Annotated in this window: 11 protein-coding genes and 1 pseudogene; 7 read left to right on the forward strand and 5 right to left on the reverse strand. The window is 46.1% G+C overall.

All coding sequences use genetic code 11. The annotated features are described in order from the left end of the window. Positions 1-297 precede the first annotated feature (297 nt). Positions 298-2025, forward strand: coding sequence for a chemotaxis protein CheB (locus tag QUA20_RS28225; RefSeq protein ID WP_333193264.1), 1728 nt, complete (start codon positions 298-300; stop codon positions 2023-2025). A gap of 110 nt (positions 2026-2135) precedes the next feature. On the opposite strand, the gene QUA20_RS28230 is transcribed toward QUA20_RS28225, so the two are convergent. Further along, positions 2136-5264, reverse strand: coding sequence for a glycerol-3-phosphate acyltransferase (locus QUA20_RS28230; protein WP_333193266.1), 3129 nt, complete (start codon positions 5262-5264; stop codon positions 2136-2138). A gap of 211 nt (positions 5265-5475) precedes the next feature. On the opposite strand from QUA20_RS28230, the gene psb35 reads away from it, so the two are divergent. Next, positions 5476-5688, forward strand: coding sequence for a photosystem II assembly protein Psb35 (gene psb35, locus QUA20_RS28235; RefSeq protein ID WP_333193286.1), 213 nt, complete (start codon positions 5476-5478; stop codon positions 5686-5688). Between the two features lie 444 nt (positions 5689-6132). Here the strand turns inward: psb35 and QUA20_RS28240 are convergent, their stop codons facing one another. After that, complete coding sequence (locus QUA20_RS28240) at positions 6133-6348, reverse strand: hypothetical protein (protein WP_333193269.1); 216 nt, start codon at positions 6346-6348, stop codon at positions 6133-6135. A gap of 574 nt (positions 6349-6922) precedes the next feature. Here QUA20_RS28240 and QUA20_RS28245 point away from each other — a divergent pair. After that, a pseudogene (locus tag QUA20_RS28245) lies at positions 6923-7629 on the forward strand (IS1 family transposase). 1 nt (position 7630) lies between these two features. Here the strand turns inward: QUA20_RS28245 and QUA20_RS28250 are convergent. Further along, a complete protein-coding gene (locus QUA20_RS28250) occupies positions 7631-7918 on the reverse strand; it encodes a transposase (protein WP_333193271.1) in 288 nt (95 codons plus the stop codon). 756 nt (positions 7919-8674) lie between these two features. On the opposite strand from QUA20_RS28250, the gene QUA20_RS28255 reads away from it, so the two are divergent. Next, positions 8675-8833: a hypothetical protein gene (locus QUA20_RS28255; protein ID WP_333193274.1), complete on the forward strand. Its 159-nt coding sequence runs from the start codon at positions 8675-8677 to the stop codon at positions 8831-8833. 173 nt (positions 8834-9006) lie between these two features. On the opposite strand, the gene QUA20_RS28260 is transcribed toward QUA20_RS28255, so the two are convergent. Together QUA20_RS28260 and QUA20_RS28265 are read right to left on the reverse strand one after the other, a co-directional pair. Then, positions 9007-9591: a DUF6658 family protein gene (locus QUA20_RS28260; protein ID WP_333193275.1), complete on the reverse strand. Its 585-nt coding sequence runs from the start codon at positions 9589-9591 to the stop codon at positions 9007-9009. A 500-nt stretch (positions 9592-10091) separates the two neighbouring features. Further along, complete coding sequence (locus tag QUA20_RS28265) at positions 10092-10829, reverse strand: DUF2993 domain-containing protein (protein WP_333193277.1); 738 nt, start codon at positions 10827-10829, stop codon at positions 10092-10094. Positions 10830-11102: 273 nt separating this feature from the next. Here QUA20_RS28265 and QUA20_RS28270 point away from each other — a divergent pair, with 273 nt between their 5' ends. The 3 genes from QUA20_RS28270 (at position 11103) to QUA20_RS28280 (ending at position 14100) form a co-directional block, all read left to right on the forward strand. After that, a complete protein-coding gene (locus QUA20_RS28270; protein ID WP_333193279.1) occupies positions 11103-12515 on the forward strand; it encodes a DICT sensory domain-containing protein in 1413 nt (470 codons plus the stop codon). 108 nt (positions 12516-12623) lie between these two features. Then, positions 12624-13217 carry a pentapeptide repeat-containing protein gene (locus QUA20_RS28275; protein ID WP_333193282.1) on the forward strand — a complete coding sequence of 198 codons (594 nt, stop codon included), beginning with the start codon at positions 12624-12626 and terminating at the stop codon, positions 13215-13217. 127 nt (positions 13218-13344) lie between these two features. Further along, positions 13345-14100 (forward strand): DUF2993 domain-containing protein, encoded by a 756-nt coding sequence (locus QUA20_RS28280; protein WP_333193284.1) that lies wholly within the window; start codon positions 13345-13347, stop codon positions 14098-14100. Positions 14101-14382 lie beyond the last annotated feature (282 nt).

Consider the following 14382-nt stretch of genomic DNA (forward strand, 5'->3'; position numbering starts at 1 on the left):
CAATCCGCGCCTTTTATGCTGGTAAAAATTATCTGGCTCTAAAGATTAAAAAAAACAGTTTTTTTATAAAAAATCACCAACGTTGCAGTATCTAATGCAGTTTTAATATCTGTATTATTACGCAGATTCAAAGCGCAAAACTTCATAAAAAGCCCGTTAAATATGAAATAAAGCTTGGTTGTGGCGTTTACTTATCAACCAGAAAGTTTAATACTATTAAATCAGGGGTAAACACACGTAAGCATCTACAGACGGTACGAATCTTTGTGCTTAAATCAAAATATCCAATAAATAAACATGGCATCCCTCACCCCTAGTCCTAAATTTGACTATCTCGAAGGAACCACCCAACCAGACAGATTTAACGCCTTGGATGGCAACGACATCATTTATGCCAACAGCGGAGACGACTATCTCGAAGGCGATGTCGGCAAAGACAAAATCTGCGGCGACCAAGGCAACGATACGATTGTTGGCGGTGCGGACAATGACATCCTCTGGGGAGGCAAAGGCAGCGACCTAATTGGTGGCGATTCCGGCAACGATATCATCTACGCGGGCGCAGGTAGCGATACCGTGAGCGGCGGCACAGGCGATGATATATTTGCCATTGCTAAAGGCAGCGGCGGCCAAACTTTAGCCACAGCCGACTACATCGCCGACTTCGGCAACGGCAATGACAAAATTCGATTGCTAGACGGCCTGAGCTTTGAAGATTTAAACATCCAGCAAGGCATCGGCGCTAACAGCAACAGCACCTTAATTCAAGACAAACTCACGGGCGAATATTTAGCAGTATTGACCGGAGTCAACAGCAACACGATCGACCGCAACAACTTCACAAATCAGCTATCGGGAAACCCTGTCATTGAGTGGAACGGAGTCATGCTGAATGCAGTGCGGACAGGCAACACCGCGCCTCCCCTCGCCTCCCGCAACATGGCAATGGTTCACGCAGCCATTTACGATGCTGTTAACTCCATCAGCAAAAAATACAGCCCTTACCGGGTCAACATAGATGCACCAGCAGGCACATCAGCAGAAGCTGCCACCGCCGCAGCCGCCCACCGCGTCTTAGTCAGCGTCTACCCAGCGCAAGCAGCCACATTCGACGAAGCATACGCATCGTCTTTAGCTAAAATTACCGACGGCAAAGCCAAACAAGACGGGATCGCCCTCGGACAGCAAGTTGCCGACCAAATTATCAGTTCGCGGAGTACAGACGGCATCGCGAAAGTAGTGCAGTACACCCCCAAAACAGACCCCGGTAGTTGGGTGCCGACTCCCCCTGCCCTTGCCGCCGCGCTGGCGCCACAGTGGGCAGAAGTTACTCCCTTTGCCATGACTAGCGGTTCTCAGTTCCGCCCGCCCGGCCCGCCCGCGCTTGACAGCGCCAAGTACGCAGAGGAAGTTAACTATGTCAAAGAAATCGGCAAAAGTGACAGCCTCACGCGGACTCCCGACCAAACAGCCATCGCCAAATTCTGGGCCAACGGCGCAGGTACGTTTACCCCTCCGGGTCACTGGAACCAAATCGCCCAAGATGCCTCGGCCCTGGCAGGTAACTCCCTGGAAGATAACGCCCGCTTGTTCGCCCTGCTGAATATTGCCGAAGCCGATGCAGCTATTAGTTGCTGGGATGCCAAGTATCAGTACAACTTTTGGCGGCCGGTTACAGCTATTCGCCAAGCTGACACGGACAACAATCCGAACACGACGGCCGACCCCCTGTGGACTCCGCTGATAACTACTCCACCCTTCCCTGAGTACACGTCTGGCCACAGTACCTTTAGCGGTGCGGCAGATGCAGTGATGAGTTCTGTGTTTGGTTCGGATTTTGGCTTTGCAGATAGAGGAGACAAGACTGTCAACAGTTTGCGAACCTTTGAAAACTTCAGTCAAGCGGCCGACGAATCGGGCATTAGTCGCCTTTACGGAGGCATTCATTTCATGAGTGCTAACGTTAATGGTTTGAGTGTGGGTAGAAATGTCGGGAACTATGTTGTCCAGAATTTCTTAGTCTAAGAAAGTAGGACTCGGAGATACAGCAGATTCCACGTTTATGAAGCTAGCGGTAGGGACACGGCAGTGCCGTGTCCCTACCTACAAACAAGTTTTTACATTTTTCTTTCCGTTTATTCGAGCAGTTCTACGGTGCCGAGATACCCATCTACTCGGACTTTTTGACCGTCTCGCAAGCGAGTTGTAGCTTCAGAAATATTCATAACTGCGGGAATTTTGTACTCGCGAGCGATTATTGCTCCGTGAGACAATTGGCCGCCAACTTCAGCGATAATTGCTGTTGCTCCTAATAGCAGCGGTGCCCAACCTGCATCGGTGTAAGGAACTACTGCGATCGCATTTTCTCCTAAATCTGTGCTCGCGGTGCGGCAAATCTTGACAAAGCCTTCGACACGACCAATACTTGCGGGAATTCCCTGGATGATATTAGTTGCGGATGTTGCAGGTTCGATCGACCTTTTTTGAGAATTTGGCAGCAAATTGCCGTAGACTACAGGGGGAATCGGGCGATCGCGATCGGCTACCAGGCGATCGCGCCTTTGGCTAATTGTATCCTTAAACGAAACACTTGCGCCGCTGCGAATCCACTGCTGAATTTCCCCAAATTCCAAATAAAAGATATCCCCTGTTTCCTCGAATACCTCCATTGCTAATCCGCCAGCTTCTATCTCCAAAAAAGTCCAGCGCAGGTGAGCCAACAACCGCGCGTAAATTTCGCTAATTTCGTTTTTGACGATCGCTCTTTTCTGACATTTATCTAGCCGCCACTTTTGCCCAAAAGTCAAGTCTAATTTCCGCTTTTCTACTAAATTAGTTTCGGCTTTTTGAGCCATACTTATTAGCAGTTTCTGGTAAATTTTCGGCTGTTCTCGCCAAGTAGGAACAGCTATATCAGTCCCCACTTCGCTCAAATATCCGTAAATATCAAGCCACTTTTCAAAATCAGCTTGTAAAGCCGGAGTTTCCGCAAATGTCTGTGCTAAATTTGCGACTGAAACAGTTTTGTCAGGCTGCGAAACAGCAGCTTGCCGCAATTTGTGAGCTAACTGCTGCAAAGCTCGTACAGAAGCAATTTCAGGAGCGCTGTCATTGTCGAGCCATTCATCGGAAACGCGAAAAATTGCCTTGCGAATAGCCAGCCCGATCGGCCCTAATATATTGTAGTAAGTAATCGGTTTCAGCCACTCCTGAATTTGCTCGGCTCTCTCCAACAATTCCGTTAAATATTGATCGTTGGGCATTGGGCATTGGGCATTAGGCATTAATATTTCTTCTTCGCTCGAACCTCTTCCTTCTTCCTTCTTCCCTCTTCCTTCTTCCATCGGACTGACATCCGTTACATCGGTTACATCCGTTACAGAATCCGTTGCCGAACTTCCTTCTTCCTTCTCCAAACTTTGCAATGCCGGGAGGAAAATAGAAGTACGATCGACCTCAAAATCTGCATTGAGCGCCCTCTCCCGCTGCACCAGACGCCACAAACCAGGCAAATTCGGCAAAATCTTCCCCAAAGGCGGCTTGCCCATCTTTTGCCCTCTCAGCAAAAATTCCAAACCCTGCTCCGGCAATCCCATCATCCGAAAAATTTCGCCCAACAAAGTCGCATTAAAATAGGCGTGAGAACCCAGCAAAGTTGCTGTTTCATTAAAGTTTAAGCCGATCGCGCGATCGCCCAAAACCACCTGAAAAATCTCTCCCCAAACCCCGCAAGTCAGCGGCCGGTTAATCGACCAAGTTAACGGGCGAATTGCACCGGGAATCACTTCTGCTGCAATAGTGCGCGTCCAAAAAGGCTGCAAATTAGTAATTGGGCGACTTTGCAAAATCCAAACTTTTTCACCGTCCCAACTCCACTCAATATCCTGCGGAATTCCGTGAAAAAATGCTTCAATTGCTTGGGCTTGTTTCACCAATTCTGCTATAATAGATTGAGAAAGAATTGAATCACTTTGAAGTTCATTTAATTTGTTTTCTAATAATTCAGGTTTACTAAAATCAATTTCTAAATGAACCGGAGTACATTGTCCGCCGACAACAGCTTCGGCTCCTCCCGGTAAAGCTTCTATAATTACCTGGGAACCGCCATCTAAAGGATTGCGGCTGAACATGACTCCCGCAAACTGGCTGTCAATATAAGGCTGAATTAATACAGCCATTTGCGTGTCTGGCAAGTGTCGCTGTCGGCGGTAAGCCACAGCTTCGGAAGTCCAATAAGACTGGCGGCAGCGATTAATTGCATCAAGCAATTCTGCTTGAGTTGAAACAGGCCCAATGGTTTGATATTGTCCAGCCGCTGAACTAAGATCCCCGTCTTCTCCTGCAGCAGAAGAGCGAACAATTATGCGATCGGGGATTTTTGCTTTGATGTTTTGGATTAAAGCATCAGGAATTGATAAATGCTGGGCATTTCTCTTTTCCCCTCTTCCTTCTTCCTTCTTCCTTCTTCCTTCTTCCTTCTTCCTTCTTCCTTCTTCCTTCTTGGTTCCATCCGTTACATCCGTTACATAATCCGTTGCCGAACTTCCTTCTTCCTTGGATGACAATATAAAACCAGCAGGTACGTTAAAACCGGCGCGTTTCAGTTGAGACAATTTAGCAGCTTTATCGCCGCAGATTGCAGCATCTAACGAGTCATCAAGAGAAAACAATTGCTCTGATTTAGATAAAGCCATATCATCACCCTGACTGAAATTAATTGCTGCTAACAACAAAGCTAATCCTGCTGCTGCTAAAAATTCGGGCAAAGATTGTCGCCACACCCAAACCCAGATAGGGGTGCACAGACACCCGCAACGGGAAGCAAACAGTCTCGCCCGATCGCCCTCACCCCACCACCGCTGTGCCAAACCCCACGCCAGCAGCCCCCAAATGCCCGAGGATACAGCCACCGGCGGCGAAAATACCAAAAGACCCCAAACAGCGTTGGTCACCCCTCCACCTCGGGCGATCGCATATCTGCCCGCAACTAGAGGAATTAACAGGGCGATCGCGATCTCCGGTGTATCCGGAAACCAAAATCGCCCCGCCAACACCGGCACAATACCCCTGGCAATTTCCGCCAACACCGCAGCAATTCCCGCTAATTTCCCCCCGTGAATGAAAGCTGCCGACACGCCAACATTCCCCGTGCCCAGCCCCCTCAAATCTCGGCGGCTAAACACTCGCACCGCCCATCCCGTTAGCGGTAAAGCACCCAGGCTGAAACTAGCAGCCAACAGCAATGCTATTGTCCCCAACGGCATAAAATCAGCTCTCCTATTTTCAACCTCTAACCATTATGGCGGCAATTCTGTCACTTTTTCTGTCTTCAGATATATCAACAAAACGGCATTAGCACTTAAGATAATGTAAAAGTAGAGTAGATAAGGATTTAGCCTAATGATAGATATCAGCTTGACCGCTCCCATGGCAGTTCTTGTTGCACCCATCAAGCGAGTAACGATCGATCTGCTGATGCAGCAGCCAGTGCCGGAATCAAGTGTCAGCTTGAACATTCCAATAGCAGTTCTTGTTGTTGGCTTTATTGCTGCAACTACGATCGGCTCGATCGCCTGGTACAACTCCAAGCGCCCCCCCGGTTGGGAAGCCAAAGAACGCCCTGATTTTGTTCCGAAAGTTGATAAAGACGATTTGATTGCTGATGTTTCTGAGTCAAAGAAAAAATAGAACCAAGCTGTTTTAGAGCGAAAGAAGCTTTAAGAGGAATAGGAATTACCCTTGCATATCTATGCCGTAGGGTGCGCCTCGGCGCGCCTTACCCTATGTATAAAGGCTTTGACTGAGTAGTTTTAATTGACCAGAAAGCACTAATATCAAGAAAGGGAGCGATCGCTGGGGGGATGAGCGATCTATCCCTTTCTTGACATTGATGCAAGATATCATTTCCAACAAAGTGCAAGCTGTTAGCCCGGGATTTAAATTCCGCAGGCACTGACTTCTAAGTGAAAAGCCTAAAAATACCGATGTTTTATTAAAAATAGAAAAATTTTGGTAAATCTCATAATTTAGAATAAATTGGACATCCTAATTTTAGCTGTTCTTGAAAAGCAAGCGATTGATTTAATCATAGGAATTTAGACCTTGACTACAGCTTTGGAGTTATCTTGAGATTCAGCGTCTGATGAGCGAGTTAGGAGAATGCGTTTCTTTGAATTGGATGAAGTAGTGCGATCGCCTCCACCGATAAAATCTCCGCTTGTGTTTTGACGATTCCAAAACGATGACTTCCAGCCCTATCAGATTTATGAGATCCTGATATTCTTGCTTGACTGTCTCAATGTCATCCTGACTTAATCTACCTTTCTCAGCAAATTGCAACATTACCACCCAGGCTTCCCGTGTTTCTTTAATTTCTTCTAGCTTCAGATTTACTTCATTTTCTGCCAGTATCCGCCCCCGCCCATTCTCTTTTTTGGCATGAAAGTTATTTTCATCGTCTTCCCATTTGAAATATCGTTCCAGGCACTTCAGTTTGGTATCAATATTGCCGAATGTATCGGATTGGCACGGATGATTTTTTCCATCGTTCGCTTGGCGGCTTCCGAATTGCAGTTTGACAAGAACAGGAGGGGGATTGAGAAATAGACTGGTGGAATGAAACGGCTCAGGTTCCGAATGTTGTGCTCTTGCAACTTGCTGTTGGGAATACAGCGGTTCCTGCTGTTATGAAGTACAGTAGCAACAATTAGCTTTCCCAATTTCTTAAATGTTGAGGATTCATTAAGTTCAGGGCAACTGCAATTATTTGATCGATCATGATGGACGTGGTAGTTGGAGCGAACATACGCAAAAAAGATTTTAGTTGCGACCACCTTGCGTTCTATTGGGTTAAAATAGGCGAGAGTATGGGGATAAACAAATAGGCGTTGCTGAGTTAGAGTATGAATAGGAGGGATAATTTATGCACTGCCCAGAATGTAAATCAACCCATATCCGTAAAAACGGCAAGAAGAAAGGAAAACAAAATCACATTTGTGTCCAATGTGGTCGTCAATTCATTAATCAGTATGAACTCCATCGAGGTTATAGCGAGAGCATCAAACGTGATTGCCTAAAAATGTACGTCAATGGTATGGGTTTACGGGCGATAGAACGAGTTAAGGGAGTTCATCATACCACGGTAATCAATTGGGTAAAACAAGTTGGAAAACTGTTACCAGATGTTTATGACCCTGAAGTCATTCCAGAAGTTGGTGAACTCGATGAATTACAAACTTATGTAAAAAAAAACAGACAAAATCTGGTTGTGGACAGCGGTTGACCACTTTCAACCAGGAATTTTAGGATGGGTATTAGGAGATCGTAGTTCCGACGAGACGTTTGAATCGTTGTGGAACAGGGTAAGTGCCTGGAAATGCTATTTTTATGTCACGGATGGATGGCCAGTCTATCCGATGTTTATTCCTGATGAAGATCACATCATCAGCAAGACTTATATGACACGAGTAGAAGGGGAAAATACGAGGTTGAGACATTATCTGGCTTTCGCTACATCGCAAGACTCTTTGTTATTCTAAGTGCGCGGAAATGCTCAGGCACTCTATTAAATTATTAATACATTACCTAAAATTTCAGGATGTTCCCGTTCCGGCAGTATTCATACCTTGATTCAGCAACGCCAACAAATAATACTGGCTCCTACAGATTCAATCATTGGCTTGATTGATGCTAATTTATTGGCGGGTAAATTATCCATCACTACTACCGCTCCTTTCCATAATTGAGGACATAAAAAATGCTGAATAAATATAGCAAATGCCTGTCCATCCATTGCATCATTCATTGTCATCAACGCCAACACTTTATTCATACTAATTGCGCCAATAGCTGTGAATGAGAGCACCCCGATAAAATGCTTTTTTTTGGTATGCTCTTGTCCCGCGCTGTGAACGGGCATGAGTTCTGCTCAGTCGAGCGTAGAATACCAGTTTCATCCAAAAATACGCTCATTTTTCGGATCGATATCTTTGATCTTTTCCCAATACTCGACTCTTAATTTTTGGACTCTTTCAGTCCCGGCTTGGCTACGGCGCCATGTTTTTTTTTACGATTGAGTCCTAATTTCTCTTTGGCGACACATTGCCGTCCGACTCACCCAATTTCCCGTCTTAATAGCAAATAATTCACATAGCTCTACCAAAGTAGCATCTTGATGCTCAGGCACCAGTATTCTGATGATTGCTTCAGCATTTGTTAGGTGACTGAATCGTGGTTTCCCCCTCTGTTTAGGTTGTAAATCTCCCTCGGTTTGTTGTTGTTTTACCAGTTTTTGAACGAGACTTTTGCTGACACCAAACGTGAGGGCTACTTTCCTCGCTTGACACCTTTTGGGCAAAATGTGCTATAACTATTTTTTTTCTAGAGCGAGGGAATATGTTTTCATTAGTTTTGAATACAAGATGATATTTTGTTATTATTTATTGTACCATTCTACAGCGGGAAGCGCTGTATTTCGCTCTTGTAATAAAAACTCGGTTATTTTATAAAAAGCTCTCCAATTATGTAGGAGCTATCTGGTATTTGATCCATCTTTACAACACTCCTTTACGCCTAAAAGTGTTTAGCATTTTTCCTGGCTATGCAGAAAAACCCAAAAATTTAAGTTTGGTAACGGAACTTTCCTTGGCATCTTCAGCTAATTTACTCCTAACAAATGTCAAGGTTAGCACAGTTGCTAGCAGAAGCGGCTGACGAAAGCAACAACCCCGTCAGTTTTATATATTGTAAAATAGTTAAGTTTAATCAATATGTTTTAGATTTATTCAACCCGATCGGAATTTACCAGAAATACTCTTACGAAATGGCAACCTAAATTCTATAAAATGTAAAAGAAATTGAGCTAGATTTTATAAAAAAAACATAAATCTCGTAAATCGTGTTGAGAAAATAGGAAGTCTAAAAGCGCTTATCTAGTTTCAATAAGTAATATTATTTATGTAAGGGCTAATTTCAGATAGCCCCTACACGATCTTTAGTCCCCGTGACTTATTTTTGCAGCGGATTGAGTTTTGTAACCGAGCTTTCCTTGGCATCTTCAGCGCTATCTTTGAGGAAACCAGAAGCATCCTTAAAGGCGGCGCCTACTCTCTCTAAAATATTGGCATCGGGATCGCTGCGATCGAATACAGGTTGAGCCTTAACTGGCTGTCCGTCTGGCGCTTCTAAGAGAGCTTTATCTCCGCCGAGTTCGGAGTCGAACTTGTCAGTTTCCATCGGTGCAGAGCCCGGATAAAGCAGCTTTGAGGAATTAGATTCAGCGGTAGTCGAGGCCAGGAGCCGATCGCCCATAATCGACAAATCAGCCCGATTCTTTTCTGCTTGAGCAGGCGACTGATTTACTTTAGGGTCGGTGGATGTTTTATAATTCGTGTATCCATCACCGCCAGCCTTGTGAGGGTTATTCATTCCTCCAGCTTGAACGGGAGGATTCTCAGGCCGGGCACCTCGAACATCGCCCGCATTGCAAGCGGTGCTGGTAAACAGCAGCACACCTGCCATAAATACAGTCAAAAATTGAGTCAAAAATTGACCGATACCCAGTCTTTTAAAAAAAGCAGTTACAGTGTTCACAAAATTTTTCCAATTTTTTACTACTACTTGTTAATAGTAAAAATAAACTGCCCATACCTGCCTCTAACGGCGGTGATATTTGGCTGCGGATTGCTATCGATTTTTTTATAACTTTAGAGGGATTTAAAAAATGCGATCGCCTTCGAGAGATTATTTTAGGTAGGACTTACGCGCGGGTATCTAGAAACCCGGTTTTTTTACCGGGTTTCTAGAGAAAGTTTGGTTGAGAAACTCGCTTACCCGACGTACAAGAAAAGGGCGGAGGTAGTTTCAAAGCGTAGTCTTCCGGTGCGTGCGTTCCAATAATTGCTAGATGTCACAAGCTTTTCGGTTTTTGACCCCGCCCACAAACGCATACTTGCAAACGACTCAGGTCGTGAAAATCTAACAATTTTAGACTCTTGTTCAAGAGACCAGATTCATCTGTGGAGTAAATCTAACCTCTAAAATCTCCTATCCACTGACGCGCCCTACCAGCTAATAACCTCAGAACGCTACTGCTATTCTGGGAATTTTTCGACTTTCGCTTCAGCTTGCAAAGTCAGCAAACCAGCTTCTACATTTAGCTGCTGAATTCGCAGGGACATTCCCTCAAGTTCAAAATTTCGCAAGTTTAAAACTTCACCAGCTTTGTCCGCTAAAGCTTCAGTTAACTCCGGCGAAAATTCCTTGTTTTCGGGATACTCGACATCCTGAAGAGAAATTGCCCAACCGCCCGCTGCGATCTCAGGTTTTGCTGTGAAATAAATCTTTTCCGTGGAGGCCGTTTCCCGCACCGATACCTCAGCATTTAAAGCGATTTTTCCGGTTAGCAATTTGCACTCAATAGTTTTAACGTCTATTGTCCGCAGTTGTCCGTCAACAGTAACTTTTAAGTTTTTCAGTTTCCTGCTGATGTATTCGGAATTAAAAGCGCGGTTGATATCGCTTTCTGTTAAAACGGCGCGCGCCCCACCGAAGGCAGGCCCGTTCAGTTCAATTTTGCCAAACATAGCTGTGAGGGGATTAACAGCAATATCCTTGACGTGAATTTGCAATTCTTCCACGCGCAAATCTTGTTGCATTACCAATCCTTTGCCCTCAACGGCAACGGCCTCTACTTCTCCCTGGGCTAGCTGGCCCGCATCGGTGTTGACTGTGACAGACAAAGTTTCCGATTCGTCTAATTTGCTAGCAATAGCAATCTCGGCCACTTTGTCGATCGCCTGTTCCCCTAAACTCCTATTTTCTTGAAGCACGCTCAGAATTCCTAATAATATTGTTTAAAAATAGTAGTTAATACTTAACTGAGTTAGCGTCTTCCTCTCGGCAGGTTTCGGGTCTTAAAAAAACTCAGCCAAAGACAGAGGGTTTCTACAAAGTTGCTAAAATTAGTAAAGTGCGCATTGCGCACTCTACATTGACTCGGTTGCTAAGCGGTGAAAAATCAAAAAGTCGGATTTTTGCCAAAAGTTTTTTCCATAAGTTCGATCGCCCGCTACAATAAATAACAGCCGGCACCGCTTTTTGCAATGAATTCAGAATCAACTCTCGCCAGACTACAAGCTACACTTCCCGACGGAAAACTGCCTTCTAGCTACGGGGTATACTTCAAAAACACCCTAGTAGCCCTGTGTCACGCCCTAGAAGACCACATTTTGCAAACCAGCGGCGGGGACAAGATAGAACTCAAACCCCTAGTTTTGGTGGCGTTTCAGCAGGGTAAATGGTATTTACAGGAAGCCGATCGCTACCTAGATATTTCTAATGCCTCTCGGCGCGTTGTCATCGCAGCAGTAGCCGACAGCGGTTTCGCTACCCACAAAACCGGGCAATTAGAAAATGTATCTTTAATAAATCTCGATGAGAGCGACCCTTTAATCCAAGAATGGAATTTAATCATCCTCGCCCCGACATACAAAGCAATGGTGCTTTGCCGCGAACTTTCAGACCAGGAATACTTGCCAGAAGGCAAGCCCGAAGTAGATACAGAACGAAAGTTCTACGGTTTGTGGTCGTTTGACCAGTCTTTGGTGTCGGCTGCTGCAGAAATTTTTATAGAACAGACGCGACATTACAACTCGCCCCTGGCCGACAGTTTGCTGGAAATGCACCACGAAATCCTGGCAACTAAAGGCCCGCCCTTGGCAGACATTAGCGGTGTCGTATCGCGGATCGTCACTTACCTGCAAAGTTCTCAGCAGCAAATGGTGGCAATTAACCGCCAAACCCGCGAGTTGTGGGAATTGGAAGGTCAAGCTTTGCGGGTCAGCCGGAATTTGAACGCTAACAAACTTCAAGCTTTTCTGCGGATGGCCCAGCGCGTAGACGAACGCGATACCGCAAACCCCACAGCGTCTTTGCAGGTGGCGGCTTTGTCGGAAACTTTGGGTCAACTGCTGGATTTGCCGGCTTTGCAGTTGCGCAGGCTGCGGCTGGCTGGATTGCTGTTTCGAGTCGGCTTAATTTCGGCCCCGAATGAGGTTTTCGATCGCACTCCCGATGCTTTCGACCCAGCAACTCTAGCATTTTGGCGCGATCGCAGTTTCATCGGTTCCCAACTGCTCCAAGCAATGCCGGAATTAGCACCTGTGGCGGAAATTGTCAAGCACCAACTCGAATATTGGGACGGCAGCGGCAGGCCAGAGGGTTTGCGAGCCGAAACAATACCCGTTGCTTCGCGGATTTTGGGGTTGGTCGCTCATTTTCAAGAATTGACTCAACCGCGTGGCGATCGTCCGGCTTTGAGTTTGAGCGAAGCTTTAGAAGAGTGCCGGGAACTGTGCGGCATTCGCTTCGATCCGGCTTTGGTGGAAACTCTCAGCAACGTCGTCAGGCTGGCAGAAATGGGTTTGATGGAGTTACCGACTCGCCCGAGTCAACTGCCGAATGTATGGTTGGAGGATTTGGGCGATCGAACGACCGCGGCCGCTCCGGCATTATAAAATAACTCGACTGTTGACTGTTGACTGTTGACTGTTGACTGTTGACTGTTGACTGTTGACTGTTGAGTGTTAACCAACAACTGACAACCAACAACTGACAACTGACTAATGACTAATGACCTCGAAGCCATACGCAAAGGCAAAATTTTGATGTTGGCCGGCACTGATTTAGCCGGCAAAGACTTAGCGGGAGCCGATCTCGCCGGTGCTGACTTGTCTCAAGCCAACTTGAGTGGAGCTAATCTCGCCGGCGCTAACTTGCAGCGGGCCGTATTGCGAGCCAACCTCCGCGGCGCTGACTTGACCGGCGCTGACTTGCGAGGCGCAGATTTTCGCAATGCCGATTTGCGGGGAGCTGCCTTCGCTAACGCTTTAGTCCGCGACGCAAGTTTTGGGGGTGCTTTTTTGACGGGAGCATCCATCGGCAATTTGGATTTGAGCGGTGTCGATTTTCGCGGCGCCGATTTGCGGGGCGCGAATTTGGCTCGGGCAATTTTGTACTCCGCCGATTTGAGCCATGCCAATTTGTCCGGCGCTGATTTGTCGGGAGCTGACTTGGAAGAAGCGATCCTGAATGGAGCTGTACTGCGCGGCGCTAACCTGACAGGAGCTAATTTGCTTTGCGCCACGATCGAACAAACCGTTTGGGATGGGGCGTTGCTCGATCGCGCCTGTCTCCAAGGCACCCCCCTGAGCCTTTAAATTTCAACAATGTTGTTTTGAAGACAGACAAAAAACAAGATCTGCTTATGAGGTGAATAAGCACAAGCGATTTTTACATTTCTTAATATAGGGTTATAATGGCGACTGTAGATGAGCAAACGAATAAATGGTAGCAGCTTTGTTTAGCAGTACATCCTTTCAAGGTCAAAGTGGCGATCGCCTTGTTAGTAAAGTAGCAGGAGCTGCGATCGCAGCCTTATTCAAGCGTTCTGAAAAGGCCGAAGCCAACATCCGAGTCGAACCAGTAGCCAAACTCTTGCAGGGAAGCATCGACGGTTTCGACTTCGTTGGCAAAGGTATGTTGATGTACAACGGCCTGCGCATAGAAGTGATGGAACTCTACCTGCAAGCACTCTCCATAGATTTTGGGGCGATTTTTGCAGGTCAAGTGAAATTGCGGCAGCCTACCCAGGCAAATATGCGAGTAGTCTTAACTCGATCGGATTTAACCACTTCATTCAATACACCTTTTGTAGTTGAAAAACTCCAGAAGCTGAAGTATCAAGAGCAATCTCTGCACTTTCAAAACACTGAAGTCAGCTTCGGAGCCGACAAATCCATTCGGCTTAAGTCCGAAATAACCGTAGGCGAGGCCAGCGAACCTGTCAACATAGATATTACAGCTCAATTGCAAGTAGAAGACCGGCGCAAAATCCAATTTGTCAGCGTTACTTACGGCGGTGACGGGCAAGCAGTAGACTTGGGTCAAGCTATAATTGCCCACGTAAATAACTTGCTAGACTTAGACAAATTTGCTTTAGAGGGCACTCAACTGCGGGTTGACCGCTGCCGAGTTCAGAACGACGAGCTGGTTTTCTACGGTTGGGCTGGTATCGAACAGTTCCCCAAAGGCAAGCGCTAAACCTCAGCCTGCTGAGGTGGACCAATCAGATTTTTTTGAGGAATTTTATAGCTTAACAACAAAACCCGCCTGCGCGGGTTTTGGTATTTTAGCGACTTATAAGCTGTGGCGCTACTCGCGTAAGGTCGCACTATAGCCTGTCTCACAAAAATTGGGTACACCGAAACCAGTGTTGCCAAGTTCTTAAGCCATATGTCACTGTCAGCTATAGCAATCCTAAATCATTATCATGATTGTGATACAATTATATGCAATACTTGATTGTGACCATAAAAAAATGAA

Origin of the sequence: Microcoleus sp. Pol7_A1 (assembly GCF_036701085.1) — a bacterium.
Lineage (GTDB): Bacteria > Cyanobacteriota > Cyanobacteriia > Cyanobacteriales > Microcoleaceae > Microcoleus > Microcoleus asticus.